The organism is Snodgrassella sp. CFCC 13594 (genome assembly GCF_001590725.1).
Taxonomy (GTDB): Bacteria; Pseudomonadota; Gammaproteobacteria; order Burkholderiales; family Neisseriaceae; genus Snodgrassella.
The window spans coordinates 47,883-64,507 of sequence record NZ_LQXR01000013.1 but is presented as its reverse complement, the minus strand read 5'-3'; the positions used below and the strand labels follow the sequence as shown (position 1 = coordinate 64,507).

Below are 16,625 nucleotides of genomic sequence, written 5' to 3'. Positions count from 1 at the left end.
GTGAACCAAGTTCTACTAAGCCACAATATCTTCAAACTTTTCTAAGCTGCCTGAACGGCAGTGAACCGGTAGCTGGTTCAAAGATGCCGTATAGGTTATTTCTAAGCTGCCTGAACGGCAGTGAACAACAACGATTTAATCAAAAGATTATTCTATTCAAATAGATGCCTCGAAAATATGGATTAAACCCAAATTTCGAGGCGATATGTTAACTAATTGAAATAAAATAATAAAAAATACTTAGCCAGAAAGTGGGTTGGTTAAACAAATTCTGGAACAGCGGCTTGGGTACTGAGGCCGTAGGTGCTGAAACGACCCGTACCCACACCGGTTGCTGGCTTTCTGGCGATGAAAAGTCGGAAAGGATGACCGTTACTCAGGCTTTCGAGTTGCAGATAAGGCAGTTTGGTGATTTGCGCCTTGTGGTTATACTGAGCCAGTGCATCTTCGTAGCTAATATCTCCTTGTTTGGCGCGTCGTCGAGCCAGTCGCTCAGGGCTGCTCTTGGTTTGAATACGGTAAAAACTGGAGTAGCCAGTGATTCTGCGTTCTGGTACTGCGCGTATGCCTGTGAGGTGCACGTAATCGCTCAATCGAGTTAACCAATGGGCAATATTCAGCTGCTGTAATTCTCCTTCTGTTGCCGCGAAAAGACGTAGCTTGGCACCCAGTGTGGTCGGGCTGTTGTCGCCGAAACCATAGGCAGGGAAAGCAACACCAATGCCCACCTCATGTTGGTCATCTTGATGCTCAACCAGCGCTAGGTGAAGCTGAGTATAGAGTGTGCGCCAGATGGAGTAGGGTGATAGCTCTGCCTGAGGGATGAGCGTTATTTCCTGATAGTAGTACATAATCAGTCCTTACCACTTTGGCCAAATACGCCGCCACGGACCAATACCGCCATCACATAGTGTTCTTCTTCAGGTGTGTGTAATGATTCCCCTAATGCATAGCGATCAAATAGGGTGTAGAAATCGGCACCCTCTTTGGGATTACGAAATGCCTTACCTAGATTGGTCACAGCGCCATAAGGTTCAATGGCAATGGGCATTTGTGTTTCCGCATAGGTGGGATACCAAGTATCAATGGTGCGCAAGGCATTGCCTATTTTTTGCGAGTGCATGGCGGCAACATCTTGAACCTGATACAAAACCTTACTTTTGTCACCTTTGCCTTTGTCTAATACCAGTTCTTCGCTTGGGTAAACCTCTTGGCCTTTGCCCATCAATGCGTATGCAGTGATGTCGATAAGCAGGTATGGGCGCTCACCGCTCAATGCCTGGGCGATTTTATCCGCCAGTGTTTGTATTGCTGTATCTGTCTGCTCAAAGTCCTTAAGTGAGTAGTTTTGGGCATTGAAGACCAAAGCCTCTGTTTCATCTGCAAGCTTAACCACTACTTCAATTTTTTCTGCACCGACTCTATTGCGCCAGAGAAAACGCGCATTGGCGATATTGATCGCATAGCGCTTGGCCAGTGCGGTAAAGCCATACTGGGTAATGTATTTCTGTGCGACATTGCGGTAGCTGTTTAGAAAGGCATCATTGTTGCAGGCAGATGGTTGCTCAACACCGGCTAATATTTTTAAGGTGAATGACAATTTTAGTGTGTCTTGTGTCTCACCCAAGGCGCATGCATCGACCGTTTGTAGATTGGGGTTTTCTACAGCAGCATTCAGTTTCAAGGGATCTTTGGCGGTGGCTGCTTTCAAGCGGTTGGAAATGGTGCCGCGCACGGATTTGGGAATGAGTCTGAGCGGTGCAGCGTCATTGCGGTTTGTCCATTGGGTGCCGTAGAGATAACCATCAGAAGGAACGAGTTTCTTTTCATAAGACAATACAGTAGCTACGGTGTTATTTTGTTGTGCCATGGTGAATGACTCCTTTGATTAAAGTTAGTGGGACGAATTGCTGCATAAATATAAATCGGGCTCTTGCGTGGTTTGGTAGTGCCAAAGCATGTCATCAATGGCGTCAATGCGGTATGGCATCACAAATTGGCCAAGGGTAAGGATTGCTTCAGCAAAGCGATGAGGCGTATGTGGATCTCTTTGGTTTTTCGCCAATCCCAAATCGGAGATGCCTTGGAAGCCCACTGCGATGGGAACCAGCCAACCCGGTACTTGGCGTTGTGCGGTCCATGTAATTTGGCCATTGTCATCACGTTCGGGCCGATGTTGAACTTTCAGATAGGCCAATACTGCATCCAGCGCATCTAATTGTTGTTCCTGCATGGCTTGTTGTACCAAATCGCGCCGTTCAATCAGTACATGCCCAGGCATTAACCTATTTCGGATTTTGCGTAAATCGGCTGTGGCGCCATCGGCATCAGGGTCATAATGGAGAATCTGGCAGGAACCCACAGCCAAGACATCGCCGCTGGCCCATTTCATGGTATGCACTAACGATTGGATGGCAGCCAGTAGCAGTGCTTCTTGATCGCCTTCTAAGCTTTCGCACTCAATCAGCAGAGAAACATCGAGATGACAACGAGCCTCTTCGATGAAACCATCTCCTGTCAGTGGCGCATCATACATATTGCGGAACATCCCTTTGGGATATTTACTAGTGTATTTCTTATCAAATATCAATGGCGTTTTTTTAATAATGATAGAGTACTCAAAATCTGAGTCACCTTTATAAGTTTGTAATTCTGCTGAATGGCAACTGATGGCTAGGCTCTTGAGTGAAAGAGTGCATTGACCTAATGTTTGGATTTTGCGCTGCAGCGCATGCATGGCTCCCATCCATGCAGTCATAGCAGGAAATCCTATTGAAATGGGACTACTTAGTGCGTTGGCATTATGTATTTGCAAATTAGGTATAAATAAAAAACGACGCATTAGAAATTCTCCTTGTCTTTTTCGAGTGCACTCAAAACAGCCTGTTTAATGGCTATTAACTCCCCATCTGCTAACAAGAATGCCTTATTTGACAGTATTTTTTGATATGTTTTGATAAACCAGTGAGCCAAATCAGTTGCAATATGGTCGCGCCATTCATCATTTTGTTCTCGCTCTGGTGCACGAGCAGCATCTAGCCAGATTTTTTGGGCATTCGGTAAGATACAATTGTCTGCGGTTGACCAGTTTTGTGGTAGGTTTGGATCGTGACGGATAAGTAGAGACAGACTCAAAATACGGTCAATAATAAAACTGATTACATCACGGATTTCATTTCGGTTTTGCCAATTATTACGACTGTCTTTCATCTTATGGTGCAAAAATTGGAAATTATTTACAAAAGTAGACGGATATAAACATTGTTGGAAAAAATCCCTATGAGGGATGCGGATATTGCGTTGCTGTAATTCAGGAGGTAAACAGGGTAGTAAGTAATACTTACCTGAATTACTACTATTTAAGACACTAATGCCTTGTGGATTAGCACTTCCATAAGCAATGATGGACAAACCATAGATATCATCAAAACCAGTTTCATCAAAAAGATGATGTTTGAAGTTTAGGCGCGCGGCTTTGGCCTTGTCTGAAAATCGCATGGTACGAATCCGCTCTTTTAATTCTGACAGCAAGCCTGAGGGCGTAAGAACAGATAGCAAGTGGTACTCATTATTGTTAATGGGAAAATAAATTTGTTTAATTAAATTATGGGTTTGTTTCTCGAGATTGGAAGATTTGATTTTTAAAAAATTTAGTCGTGTTGTTTGATAGATGCTTTTAGGCAGCTTCAACACTTGTTGGATGTATGCTGTGTCGGCATCCAAATGTTCCAATATAGTTTTTTTATCTTTGAGTTTTAAGGACAGAAATTTATAAGCATCAATGGCCGCAGCACTGCCAATGATGTCCAGTGCTAATGACACATTTCCAGAACGAATGAATCCGTCTGTCATTGGAAGTGAAGGTGCAATGATGTCGCTTATCTGAGCTCTGGGGTGACTGAATTTACCTGGGTGGCTAACTATGGTCAGTTGTCCCGCTCTTCTGGCGGCATCCGGAACCCATTGTGCCAAACTGAATTTTTCGGAGGCCTGCTGCTGAATGTCCGCAATCTCCGTTTCATCCGTTATTCCTTTAAGTTTCGCTTTGAGCCAATTGTCTTGGCGTTCCGCCAAAAAAGCATGTATTGCTTGAGTCATGTTTGCCCTCCGTTAATTGTTTTGGGTTTTAATCAGGCCCAAATCATCTGAATAATGAAATGCGTTCCCTGCTTGGGGTTCAGGCAGCATTAGTTCGCCATAACGATGAGATTGCTTGGTTATTTCATATGCTAAGGCATCGGCATCGGTGCATTGTTGCTCTGCGCGTTGGGTTAATAACGCCACGTAGTCGCGCTTAAGCCAGAGTCGTTCACGATCCTTGGCATCTAGTTGCTTGATGTGAATATTCATGACTTGGGTACAAGGCAGCCAGGCTCCATCACCGTCAGGGATGCAGAATTCAAAGCTTTGGCCTTTGGCTTCGGCGCAGAGCTGAATTTGCGGTTGTGATTTGCGAAATGGTTTCAAGCGCAAAGGCAATGCAGTTAACCACCAGCATTCTTTGAGCCAACCATTGAGGCTGCTTGCACCAGCTTTGGTTGTGTTGGTTAATTCATGGTGGAGTACAGCGTGTTCTAAATCAGCCAAGCGATCTTGCACCTGCAAAGCCGTCGCAGCTTGAATGCGTGGGATTGCATTGATGGGAAAGGATGTTGCTGGATTCCCCAAAAGAGCAACCATGTCTTTGCTTTTTAGATGGAAATGGCTGCCTTTCGATTTTTCATAGCCGGGATGTGCGAATGCTGGTTCTTTGTTTTGTAATGCTTTGAGATTGTATTGGAGAATGGCAATGTTGGGTGTAATCAATGTGTTGGGTGCATCACGATGGCGCCAAACTCGGCCTGCCAACTGGATAATAGAGCGATACGAAGATGGCTCAATGATGGCCCAGTCAAAATCATGATCTCGCCCCACTTCTTCCACAGGGGTCGCCACCAAAATGAATAATACATGTTCAGCTTCAACTTCATCGAGATGTGCTCGAATAATCGGGTGCGCAAAGGCTGCAGGAGAATCTTCCGGCTTTTCCTTTCGATTGAGCACGGCATCTAAATGACACTCTTGCTCGCTGCGCAACAGCAGGATCTGGCGGCTATGGTAGGCCATGATGCGCGGCGCACTATGAGATGGCCAATCAGCACGAAGTAGGTATTGAGTGAGTGCCGCACACGGCCCAATATTGGCCACACGTACCACCCCAAATGAGACCTTTTTGCCAGTTTGAAGGTCTATGCTGTGGTGCATAGTATGCAATTGTAGGATGTGTTCACGGATCCGCTCGAAATAGGCCTCCTGCTTAGATTCGAGTATTTCTATCTTGGTGCCAGTGTTTTCCGGCAACAAATCGGCACAAGGAATTATATAAGCTAGGTGCTTTATCGGCTGTTGGCGCAAGGCAAGCGCTCGGATTTCAATAAAGCGAGTATGGGCTGCCTGAAAAGCATTTTGGCTGGGTTCCTGCGTTGCATAAGGCAGGTGCGCAATGCGTGTTTTAAATTCATCTACCCACATGGCGTGGATTGGTGCAGCTGAGCTTTGCTTAAATGCCGTGTGAATGCGCCAGCCTGCCCAATAGGCGTGGAAAAAGCCTTGAGCCAGTGCAGGTGGAATAGTAGCCGATGAAATCATCACTTTGCGACCCAGCATGCCTGCTAAATGCACCAACCGAGTAATGGCCACCAAATCGGTGGGATCGAAATCGTCCACTTCATCAATCACCAAATCGGATGACATGAGGCGCAACAGCGGCAGCATATATTTGCCGCCACGGCGTGTTTCTGTGGCCGCCATAATGTGGTCTATGGTGCATACCAACACTGGTTTATACAGTAGGGCACGATTTTTGGTGGATTTTTTGGGTGGGAACAACACCGATAAACAAGGCACATCTGGCATTCTTCATTGTCTGGAAACCCATCAATAAGGTCTTCCAATGATTCGGAGCCTATATTTTTTTGGGGTTGGTTGGACGCTAGCTGAGCTTGTGCCTGCTGTTGTAACTCTTGTACTGCCTGCGAGCCAATCAAAACAGCCAGTTCTTGGTTGTTTAGGTTCAGTTGTTCGCGATACGCCACACCAGTTTGTAGGGTTAAGGTGCGCAGCCCCAATGCCAAAATATATCTTAAGGCGTCGCCAGTGGGGGAGAGTGCACGCATGATTTTGGCATTGGCCAGCGTTTTGCCTTTGCCGGTACTGGCCATGTTGACCACAAACCAGCCTTCAGTCCCGGCTCGTGGATGTTCTTTGCGGTGTCGTACAATGGCACTGACCGCTTGATCTTGCCAAGCGAAGGCCGCTGGCTTTTACGCCGCAGTGCGCGCACATCTTCAGCTTGCGCCATCTCATCGCTAAATCGGTTGAGTGATTGGGCTGCCTGAAGAGCATGGCGGCAAACATGCACCAAATGCTCATCTAATTTTTGCTTGAGTTGCCTGTTTCTATCTGTATTGGCAAATAGATGAGTGATTTCAGCCCATTTTGGATCGGCATTGCAAGAAGAATAATAGTGATCACCCAACATCAGACATAGGCGCGACAGCTGCAACACCAAGCGCCAGCTGCCATCGTTATATGCGTGCTCGGCTTGCATTTGTAGTTGCAGTAAACGGCTCGACCATTTTTGTAATTGCTGGCGCCACATCGGTGCGTTTTGCAGTAAGCCATGTTGGAATGAGAGGCATTTTTTCACCCGCTTGGCGTACTCGATTTCATCGTGGCAATTTTGATAACCCCAGCTACTGTTGATTTCAGACAGTAAACTGGATAATTCGGTTTTACAGGTGTCGGAATATTGCGATGGCGTGGGGCAATCTGGTAGGCGGTGGTGAGAAACCAATAGCCACGCGACACATTGGGCCATGGGGGGCAGCGCACTCAATGCATTAAGGTGTGCGCCTTCTGTGGCCACTTGCTTTTGAATGGCTTGCTCAGACCAATTCATGTGGATAAGCAAATTAAGCCAGCCTTGGTCATCATTTGTGTTGCCTGAAAGGCGAACCAGTGCGTGCAGCAGTAAACAAGAAACCCATTCGTGCCGCAGAGGATCGGCGCTATTTTGTCTGGTTGGGCGCAGTTTACCTTGAAATAAGACACTGGCTTTGCCCCAATCGTGCAACAACGCCGCCACAGCAGTCAGAGATTTGATTAAAGGCAAATGAGGCCAATCATTTTCCCAGTCATTCTTGATTAAATTTACGCGCGTGGTGTTCACGGGAACCCACCCTTCGCTGTTGAAGCGACGCCGATTTCCCACTACCCAAAGCAATTCGCTGCGTTTGCGACTGCGAATCCAGTGGCAAGAAACAGCGGTGTTTTTGGTCACATTTTTGAGCAAAAGGCGCTTCACCGCCATCACACCCTCTTGTGTCATCACGCTTTGCCATGTGTTGTCACCAATGCGGTTGGCAAAGGCATCCAAAACACGGCGGGTGCGGGCCAATGCTTTTTTTTCGCACTGGCTGATGAACGTTACCATCATAATTCACCATCCTTGGTGATTATGTCTGGCCTAGCCTGTTTTTTCACTTGTTCAAACATCCAGTCCAAAGCTTGGTGTTCGGTGAATTTTTGCAGAATTTGTTGGCGAAATTCTTGTTCTTTCATGCCTTCTTGAGCACAGACAAAGGCCCATGGCAAGACGATGGCATCTTTTACCAAGTCGGCCACGTCAAACACCAGCGCACCTCGCGAGTTTTGCCGTGCATGACTGCAAAGCCATGAGGTATGCCCAATACCCAAAGGGTAGTAGCGGCTAAGCCATAGGCTAAATAATTGCCGTGATTGAGAAAATTATTGGCCAAGTCGCCTTCGTCGGGGTTGCGGTTGAAGTTGATGTCGTTGCAGCGTTGCGCCGCCGCTTTGTATAGCAATTTGGTGGTAGCGGCTTCAGCCAGCAATAAATCGCCCACCTTTTGGGTGGTAGGGATTTTGCGTTCAAACTGGCTTAAGGCCGCCTGAATATCGGCATCATCAGGATAAAAGCCTTCGCCTTGCAAATCACGATCAGCCGCCCAAACACGGCGGATATAGGCAATACGGGCCAATTGGAACTGCTTGGCCACTGCCAAACGGTGCTCGGGTTCAAACCAAAATGACAGCCAGCCTTGTACGTATTCGGTGGGGCGGTATTCACTTTGAGGGTTCAGCCATTCGATTTCGCTGCCAGCAAAGAGCGGGGTGCTGCCGCCGCCGCAAAAGCCCACAAGCACTCCGGCACTGGCGAGCATGCGCATGGCTGCCTGAGTAATGGAAGTGCCTGTGCCCAGAAGGATGACAGTGGTGTTGGCAATGGGAATATTCCAGTATTGATTTTCGTTTTTGGCTTCGGTGAGATAAAGCACTCGCCCATCTTTTTGCATCACGCGGCAGTGTTCCAAGTAAAAAAGATTGGCACGCTTGGAATGCAGAATGGCTTTTAAATCGGTGAGCTGCTCCATGTTTTCCCTTTTTTTAATGCCGCTACTGGTTATTGTTTTATCACAATGGTTTAACAGCCATTTGATTTAGCTTAAACATTGCTGCATTGGGTGGTGATGGGTGAAATCATAAGGTAAGTGTGTAGAAAAATCAGCAGCGGATGCCGCTGATTTTGTGTGCGCATTAAGTTACCTGAATGCTGATGTATGCCAAAGCAAGGTTGCAATGCACCTTTTAATCGAGATGAGCAGCGATAGACCAAATAATGATTCATTGCGTCAGCTGTTTCGATCGCTGCGGTATGTTGAACGTAGTTAATTACCATCATCAACATGGCATTTTTTTTTCGGGGGTATTTGATTCCTGATTGCCTTGCCCCATTCAAACCCAGGGCTGATCATGGGCAAGAAATGACCATTTGTTTGCTGAGTGTTGATTGGTGCAATAGCTGATCATGGCTAATTGTAACGTTGATAAGAGTGGCTACATTCACTTGAATGAATGGATACACACGAGGTCGTGATCTTAAAATGGGTTGCGCCAATTGGCAGCGCGGCAGAAGGCCTAGTAGTCTGAACCTGAGTAATAGGATTGAATTTGCTTCAGTATATTTCGGCTGTGGATGCCTTCAGGCAGCCTGAAATCAATCAATAGTCGGGTTAGGCGTAGTGCTTGCTGTTGTGCTCGAGTGGAGCTGAGTGCATGTTGGTTGAGTGCGGTTAATGTCTCACCATGTATGGCTACGCCCGATTCTGCTGAGTTGGGTGGCAAAGAAGCTACGGTATTGAGTGAGATGGGCGGGTGTTCTGCCCGCATCCAATACTGAGTATCGGCATCGATGGCTTGGCCTTGTCCATCTTGACTGATGTCAGGGGCGATGCCTAATGCGTGCAGTAAAGTCCACTCGAAATAGCGTAATGGTGCCCATTGATGGTGCACTGGGGTTTGGCTAATGCTGCGCATCACCTCAAACAAGGCAGTATAGAGGGTAGGCATGGGGTCTTCTCGGGCAGTGAGCTTCTGCACCAGTTCATTGACATATAGGCCGCTGAATAATGCTTGTCCTTGCGGCTGCGGCCAGCCGCCCAACCATTCGGCACGATGCAGGGTTTTTAATTCAGCGCTGCCAAACCAGGATACTAATAGTGGCGTGAACGGGACCAATACACCACGTAGTTCACTTTGGCGTTTGCGCGCGCTGCGCGCAATCATGGCGACGCGGCCGTGGTCGCGGGTAAATAGTTCAACCAGCAAACTGCTTTCGCGCCAAGGGCTGGTGCTGAGTAGGAAAGCAGGTTGGTGGTTAATGCGTTGGTTATGGGTGGTCATGCGGGTGGGCTGTCAGCAAACAATAGCGTCATTATACTGAAACGTCGGGCGTGTTTATGCTTGCTGCCTGAATGTTTGTAAAAAGAACAGGATGGCAGGCAACACGATTTCAGGTTGTTCTTTGAGTACTTCATGAGCGGCGAAAGGCACATTCATGCAGTGGGTGTCTGGTGTGCAGGCTGCCAGCGCCATTAAATCGGGATTGGACAGAAGAAAATCATGTTCTCCGCGGATGGCCAATACAGGTGTTTGTATGCGTTGGATGTTTGCATTGGGGTAGCCAGTGTTGCTGCCGTCCAACCATAGGGTTTTTAAGCTGTCGATGAGGCGGCGCAAATTGGCGTCTGGGTTGGTGTTGAGGTAGTGATCACATTGTTCGGCCATGTGTTGACGCACCGTTGCTTCATCTATGGCTTCGTACATCGGTCGAATGGTGGTGAGATTGTCGATGTGCCAATGGGCACCTATCGTGATGACTTTTTCAATATTGTTGCTGCTGGTTGCCAAGCGATAGGCAACAATGCCGCCATCACTGAATCCCAGCACGCTATAGTGTTGAATATTGAGGAGGCCCAGAATTTTCGCTACGTCATCGGCCATTTGTGCATAGGTGAGTGGAATGGTGCCCAATGTGGATTGTCCTTGGCCACGGCTGTCTATGGCCACAATACGGAATAGCGGTATTAATGTAGGCAAAATAGCCGCGAAATCTTGGCTGGAGCCTAAACCACCATGTAATAAAACCAAGGTAGGGGCGCTGTCATTGCCGAGTATTTGGTAATGTAAGCGGGCGGTGTTGTAGTCGATAAAGCCATTCATCAGGGATGTCCTAGCTGGGAATAATGGTTAATTTTTCTATGCTCTGCTTCAGTATAGGTGCTAGGGACGGATGGCGCACTTGCTAATCTACCATCCATGGGATTTCTCTGCGCTTTACACATAAAAGATTACGGTATTATGAGGTCGTCTATCCGAATTGACCGCGCAAAGAAAAAAGTGGACAATTTTACCTATAACAAAGACTTAGCTTTCAGGCAGCTTGATGGATTGACGGGCTGCCTGAAATCGTTACCAGCCACACACCTGATGACATCATTGGAAAGTTAAAATACACATGAAAGCACCGGAGTTATTGTTGCCTGCGGGCGGTTTGGAGCGCATGCGCGCTGCTTTTGATTATGGCGCTGATGCTGTTTATGCCGGTACTCCGCGCTATTCACTGCGGGCGCGCAACAATGAGTTTGCTCGCTTGCCTGAATTGGAAACCGGCATTAATGAAGCACATGCGCGTGGAAAGAAATTCTTTTTGGCCAGCAATATTTTGCCACACAATGCCAAATTGAAAACGTATCTGGCTGATATGGAGCCGATTATTGCCATGAAACCGGATGCGCTGATTATGGCTGATCCGGGATTAATCATGAAAGTGCGTGAAAAATGGCCGGAAGTGCCCATTCATTTATCGGTTCAGGCCAATACCACCAATGCTTGGGGAGTGCAATTCTGGCAAAAAATCGGTGTTCAACGCATTATTCTATCGCGCGAATTGAGCATGGATGAAATTGCCGAAATTCGCCAACAATGTCCGGATATGGAGTTGGAAGTGTTTGTGCACGGCGCATTGTGTATTGCGTATTCAGGCCGCTGTTTGTTATCGGGCTATTTTAATCACCGCGATCCCAATCAAGGAACGTGTACCAATGCGTGTCGCTGGGATTACAAAGTACACAATGCCGAAGAAAGTGATGCTGGCGATGCTCAGCTGTTGCAAGGCTTTGATTTTCATCAGGCACAAGCGCAGGCCGATCAAGGCTTTCAAGGACTCAATGGGCAGGAGCGGCACCCCTTGGCCAATAAGGTATATTTGATTGAAGAGGCCAATCGTCCCGGTGAAATGATGCCAATTATGGAAGACGAACATGGCACCTACATCATGAATTCCCGAGATTTACGGGCCATCGAACAGGTCGCCAAATTGGCTGAAATTGGCGTTGATTCATTGAAAATTGAAGGCCGAACTAAGTCTGTGTATTACGTGGCGCGCACGGCACAAGCCTATCGTCATGCGATTGACGATGCGGTGGCTGGCAAACCTTTTGATTATGGTTTATTGGCTGAATTGGAAGGGTTGGCCAATCGGGGTTACACCACTGGCTTTTTGGAGCGCCATCAGACACAAGATTATCAAAATTATTTGGCTGGGCATTCTTTGGCCAAGCAAAGTCAGTATGTGGGCAAGGTCTTGACCGTAGATGCAGCAGGTTGGGCCACTATTGAAGTGAAGAATAAATTCTCAGTGGGCGACCAATTGGAAATTATTCATCCTACCGGGAACCAAGTGATTGAGTTGTCGGGCATGCGCCGTAAAGGGGAAACGGTGGTGGTCGCACCCGGTAATGGCATTGAAGTGCAAATTCCAGAAATGCAAGGTAAAGAACATGCTTTGATTGCGCGTATTTTACCGCAAGCTGCTTAATTGATTTCTTGAAAAAAGGCTGCCTGAATGATTCAGGCAGCCTTTTTTTTCATCGAGAATGCAAGCTGAATATAGAAATCATCTTTCATATTATTGATTGATGCCATTGCACTCAGGTGTGATGGTCGCAATCAGTGGATGATTTCAACTTTATCCACGTCAATGTCTTTGGCACGATAGCGGTGCGTATCCACTTCCCCCCATACTCGAATTTTTTGACCAATGTTGGCGGCTTTACCATGAGGCCAGCGTTTATCATCGATGTCGACCACAATCGTGCCGCTGGCGTCTTTTAATTCATAATGTTCGTGTTTGATTTTTTTGGTTAAAACACCTTCCAACGTCACGTGGCTATCGTTTGGCAATGCTTGAGCAGCTGCGATGCTGATGGGTGTTGTCGGATGTGTAGATTGTGCTTGCGCAAATGCACTGAAACCCAAAATGAGACTGGTTAACATCAAGCCGTGTTTGGCAACAGAAGTTTTGAACATAAGTAATTCTTCTCTATAAGTAAAAAATAATAATCTATCTAGGGTTGACGAGATAATCGTCTTTTAAATGTGGCTGATATACCCTAGCCATTGCGGACATGGTAGCTGAAAATCAACTATTCATACAGCATGAACGTTCAGGTTCGTATGAAAAAAGCATTTTACTCAGCAGAATTGTAGCTGCGGTTATTCAGCATCAAGCTTTGTAAAAATGGGTGAGACCAGCTTAATATGCCGTTGCGTTGAAGTGGTTTAATAGGAGCACGGAAAAGAGAGAGTATTTGTGGCAATGAGGGTGCTATGGGAGTGGAATAATCGTGTGGTATGACGTCATGTGCTATGAAAAAATATTCCGTAACGGTTCACATGAATACTGATTCTAAAAAAGACAGTATAAATGAAATCGTTACGGAACAGGTTTTGCTCATGTATTGATCTCTATAAATCTATTGATTTACAGGCTGTAATACATTTCAAATTCAAGTGGGTGTGGCGCCATGCGGATTTTGCGGACATCGTCTTCTTTCAGTTCGATGTAGCTTTCAATCCAATCTTGGCTGAATACGCCACCGCGAGTCAAGAACTCGTGATCTGCTTTCAATGCTTCCAGGGCTTCTTCCAGAGAGGCGCATACGGTTGGTACCAAAGCATCTTCTTCTGGCGGCAAGTCATACAGGTTTTTGTCTGCAGGGTCTCCCGGGTGAATTTTGTTTTGGATGCCATCCAAGCCAGCCATCATCAAAGCAGCAAAGGCCAGATATGAGTTGGCAGTTGGATCCGGGAAACGGCATTCGATGCGTCGAGCTTTGGCGCTGGGCACATGCGGAATGCGGATAGAAGCCGAACGGTTTTTGGCAGAATAAGCCAATTTAGTTGGTGCCTCGAAATGAGGAACCAAGCGTTTGTATGAATTGGTGGAAGGGTTGGTTAATGCATTTAATGCTTTAGCGTGTTTGATGATGCCACCGATGTAGTACAACGCAGTGTCTGACAAACCAGCGTAGCCATCACCAGCAAACAAGTTTTGACCATCTTTCCAAATTGACTGATGCACGTGCATGCCTGAGCCATTGTCGCCCAAAATGGGTTTGGGCATGAAAGTGGCAGTTTTGCCAAAACTGTGGGCTACATTTTGAACAACGTATTTCATATCCTGAGTCCAGTCAGCGCGACGGGTCAGAGTATTGAAGCGGGTACCGATTTCCATTTGGCCTGCAGTGGCCACTTCATGGTGGTGTACTTCTACAGGAATGCCGATTTCTTCCAACACCAGGGTGCAAGCAGAGCGCAGATCTTGTCCTGAATCCACAGGTGCTACGGGGAAGTAACCGCCTTTAACACCTGGGCGGTGACCAGTATTTTGACCATCGTAAGATTCGCCGCTTGACCAAGCTGCTTCTTCAGAATGAATTTTGTAGCGGGTGCCGCCCATGCCTGTTTCCCATTCCACGCCATCAAAAACGAAGAATTCGGGCTCTGGGCCAAAATAAGCAGTATCACCAATGCCAGATGCTTTTAAATAGGCTTCGGCACGTTTGGCGATAGAGCGAGGATCGCGGTCATAGCCTTGGCCATTGGCAGGATCAATTACGTCACAAGTTAATACCACTGTGGCTTCGTCGTAGAAGGGATCCAAAAACGCGGTGTCGGCATCGGGCTTCAAGGTCATGTCGGAAGCCTGAATGCCTTTCCAACCGGCAATAGACGAACCATCAAACGCTTGGCCGTTTTCAAACCACTCTTCTGGATCTTCTAATAAGATACGAGCAGGTACAGAAACGTGTTGCTGTTTGCCTTTGGTATCGGTGAAACGCAAGTCAAGGAATTTGACTTCGTTTTCTTCAATCATGCTGACTACATCTTTAATGGACATAGATAGACTCCCGTTATGGATATAAAGAGAAAAATGACGCTCTCAGTAAAGGTCTCGCTGATTCTGCCACAATCAAAAGCCGAAAAGAATGCGGCGATGCAAAAAAATCAAATTTATTTGACATGAATATATTAATATATTGATATTTATATTAAATCTTTCATTTCTCTGTTTTTTATATCGAGATTTATGATGTATAAAAACATAATGACGGTAGTACCCATAAATACCTTAGATTATGAGCATGGATGGAGTCTTGCAGACAGATTATGGCTAAGATATGTTTGAGTTTGCTGATCTTCCCAAGCCAATTGGCTTCAGGCCAGGCAAAAAATGTCGTCAGTGTTTGAAATAAAGTGCCAGAGAATTTGCCGATAACAAAAGGAGTCCGCATAATATGGCTCACTTTGTTGCTATTTTGAGATAAGCAAATTTATGAGCTTTTATGCGGTTTTTGGTCACCCGATTGCACACAGCCGTTCCCCACAAATTCATCGGCTGTTTGCTCAACAAGAAGGGCGCGATTTGGTGTATCAAGCTATTTTGGCGCCGTTGGATGATTTTCCCGGTGCTGTTAGGTCATTTTTGGCTGCTGGCGGTGTGGGTGCCAATGTGACGGTGCCGTTCAAAGCACAGGCTTTTGCCATGGCTGATCAATGCACGACTCGGGCACAGGCCGCACACGCGGTGAACACGCTGTTTTGGCACGAAGGTACTTTGCTTGGAGACAATACTGATGGCGTGGGGTTGATTCGCGACATCACTCAATTGCAAGGCATGGACTTACGCGGGAAACGGATTTTGTTATTGGGCGCCGGAGGCGCCGCTCAAGGGGTATTGACCCCTTTGTGGGCGCAACACCCAAAAAGTTTAACTGTGGCCAATCGCACGCTACATAACGCGAAGGTATTACAGGATGCCTTTCCCAGTATTGATTTACGGATATCCACTTTGGGCGACCTAGACGATGATTATGATGTGGTGATTAATGCCACTTCAGGCAGCCTACAAGGCATTGATTTGCCGGTGGCAACCTCTGTTTTGGGCAGGGCGGAGTTCGTTTACGACATGATGTATGCGCCTCAATTAACCCCATTTTTACAAGCGGCACGTCAAGCAGGTTGCCTGAAAGTGGCGGATGGATTGGGCATGCTGGTTGCGCAAGCAGCCGCATCTTATGCCTTGTGGCATGGCTTTGAACCTGATGTGGCCATGGTGGTGGATGCCGTGCGCGCCAATATGGAGCAGGCATGAGTGTGCTGAAATGGGCGTTCGCAGTGCTGCTGTCGGCACTGTTGATCTTCAACGCCTATGTGTATGGCAGTATTTTGGTCTATCGCGCCGTGGCTCCGCACCAAACCATGTTCATGCTGATGCGGATGCACCAATTCAAAACTGAGCGACCAGACGTGGTGTTAAATTACCAGTGGGTTCCCTACAATCGAATCTCCGCCAATCTGAAAAAAGCACTGATCGCCTCCGAGGATGCTCGTTTTGCGGAACACGATGGCTTTGACTGGAATGGAATCCGCACCGCCATTCAAAAAAATAAACGCAATGGGCATGTGGAAGCGGGCGGTTCAACAATTAGCCAGCAGTTGGCCAAAAATCTATTTCTCACCGAAAGCCGTAACTATTTTCGAAAATTGGAAGAAGCTTTGATTACGGCGCTTTTGGAAGCCACTACCGATAAAGACCGTATTTATGCCTTGTATCTCAATGTGATTGAATGGGATTATGGCGTTTTTGGCGCCGAAGCAGCCAGCCAAACGCTCTTCCATCGCGCGGCTGCTCAATTGTCCCCACAGCAAAGTGCACAACTGGCGGCTCGAGTGCCTCGGCCATTGTATTATGCTGAGCACCCCAAAGATCGAGCCATGCGCCACAAAACCAATGTGATTTTGCGGCGCATGGGCTCGGCTGAATTGCCGGATAGTGATTAGCTGGTTTCCTTTACTGCACACCCACAACCTTCATTCCAAACTGATTTGGGCATGGTTAAGCCATTCCTTGATAGCAAGTTTGTGAACCATAATTTATA

At 47.0% G+C, this 16,625-nt stretch carries 15 protein-coding genes; 3 read left to right on the top strand and 12 right to left on the bottom strand.

Annotated elements, in window-relative coordinates:
- Positions 1-260: 260 nt before the first annotated feature.
- The 10 genes from cas6f to A2F46_RS08540 all read right to left on the bottom strand — a co-directional run bounded on the left by cas6f (position 261) and on the right by A2F46_RS08540 (position 10,563).
- The gene (cas6f, locus tag A2F46_RS08580) at positions 261-851 is read right to left on the bottom strand and encodes a type I-F CRISPR-associated endoribonuclease Cas6/Csy4 (protein ID WP_066569299.1); all 591 of its coding nucleotides are present in this window, start codon (positions 849-851) and stop codon (positions 261-263) included.
- 2 nt (positions 852-853) lie between these two features.
- Entirely contained in the window at positions 854-1,870 is a 1,017-nt protein-coding gene (csy3, locus tag A2F46_RS08575) for a type I-F CRISPR-associated protein Csy3 (RefSeq protein ID WP_066569291.1), read from the bottom strand.
- 24 nt (positions 1,871-1,894) lie between these two features.
- Complete coding sequence (gene csy2 / locus A2F46_RS08570; protein ID WP_066569289.1) at positions 1,895-2,842, bottom strand: type I-F CRISPR-associated protein Csy2; 948 nt, start codon at positions 2,840-2,842, stop codon at positions 1,895-1,897.
- Positions 2,842-4,098, bottom strand: a complete 1,257-nt coding sequence (gene csy1 / locus A2F46_RS08565) for a type I-F CRISPR-associated protein Csy1 (protein ID WP_066569288.1) — start codon at positions 4,096-4,098, stop codon at positions 2,842-2,844. Before csy1 ends, csy2 begins: the two co-directional genes overlap by 1 nt.
- A gap of 12 nt (positions 4,099-4,110) precedes the next feature.
- Entirely contained in the window at positions 4,111-5,895 is a 1,785-nt protein-coding gene (locus A2F46_RS12615; RefSeq protein ID WP_197457617.1) for a hypothetical protein, read from the bottom strand.
- A gap of 226 nt (positions 5,896-6,121) precedes the next feature.
- On the bottom strand, positions 6,122-7,477 hold the full coding sequence (locus A2F46_RS12610) for an HD domain-containing protein (RefSeq protein WP_197457616.1): 1,356 nt from the start codon (positions 7,475-7,477) through the stop codon (positions 6,122-6,124).
- Positions 7,474-7,665 carry a hypothetical protein gene (locus tag A2F46_RS13035; RefSeq protein ID WP_231867755.1) on the bottom strand — a complete coding sequence of 64 codons (192 nt, stop codon included), beginning with the start codon at positions 7,663-7,665 and terminating at the stop codon, positions 7,474-7,476. Before A2F46_RS13035 ends, A2F46_RS12610 begins: the two co-directional genes overlap by 4 nt.
- On the bottom strand, positions 7,650-8,435 hold the full coding sequence (gene cas1f / locus A2F46_RS08555) for a type I-F CRISPR-associated endonuclease Cas1f (protein WP_231867754.1): 786 nt from the start codon (positions 8,433-8,435) through the stop codon (positions 7,650-7,652). The genes A2F46_RS13035 and cas1f overlap by 16 nt, the downstream gene beginning before the upstream one ends.
- Positions 8,436-8,979: 544 nt before the next feature.
- On the bottom strand, positions 8,980-9,744 hold the full coding sequence (gene recO / locus A2F46_RS08545; RefSeq protein WP_066569283.1) for a DNA repair protein RecO: 765 nt from the start codon (positions 9,742-9,744) through the stop codon (positions 8,980-8,982).
- 54 nt (positions 9,745-9,798) lie between these two features.
- On the bottom strand, positions 9,799-10,563 hold the full coding sequence (locus A2F46_RS08540) for an alpha/beta fold hydrolase (RefSeq protein WP_231867753.1): 765 nt from the start codon (positions 10,561-10,563) through the stop codon (positions 9,799-9,801).
- A gap of 295 nt (positions 10,564-10,858) precedes the next feature.
- Here A2F46_RS08540 and yegQ point away from each other — a divergent pair, with 295 nt between their 5' ends.
- A complete protein-coding gene (gene yegQ, locus A2F46_RS08535) occupies positions 10,859-12,220 on the top strand; it encodes a tRNA 5-hydroxyuridine modification protein YegQ (RefSeq protein ID WP_066569276.1) in 1,362 nt (453 codons plus the stop codon).
- Positions 12,221-12,351: 131 nt separating this feature from the next.
- Here yegQ and A2F46_RS08530 read toward each other — a convergent pair whose 3' ends face one another.
- Positions 12,352-12,711: a NirD/YgiW/YdeI family stress tolerance protein gene (locus A2F46_RS08530; protein WP_066569273.1), complete on the bottom strand. Its 360-nt coding sequence runs from the start codon at positions 12,709-12,711 to the stop codon at positions 12,352-12,354.
- Positions 12,712-13,165: 454 nt separating this feature from the next.
- Entirely contained in the window at positions 13,166-14,584 is a 1,419-nt protein-coding gene (glnA, locus tag A2F46_RS08525) for a type I glutamate--ammonia ligase (protein ID WP_066569271.1), read from the bottom strand.
- Positions 14,585-15,019: 435 nt separating this feature from the next.
- Between glnA and aroE the strand changes: the two genes are divergently transcribed.
- Positions 15,020-15,838, top strand: a complete 819-nt coding sequence (aroE, locus tag A2F46_RS08520) for a shikimate dehydrogenase (RefSeq protein ID WP_066569269.1) — start codon at positions 15,020-15,022, stop codon at positions 15,836-15,838.
- Positions 15,835-16,527, top strand: a complete 693-nt coding sequence (gene mtgA, locus A2F46_RS08515) for a monofunctional biosynthetic peptidoglycan transglycosylase (RefSeq protein WP_066569264.1) — start codon at positions 15,835-15,837, stop codon at positions 16,525-16,527. The genes aroE and mtgA overlap by 4 nt, the downstream gene beginning before the upstream one ends.
- Positions 16,528-16,625: the final 98 nt, after the last annotated feature.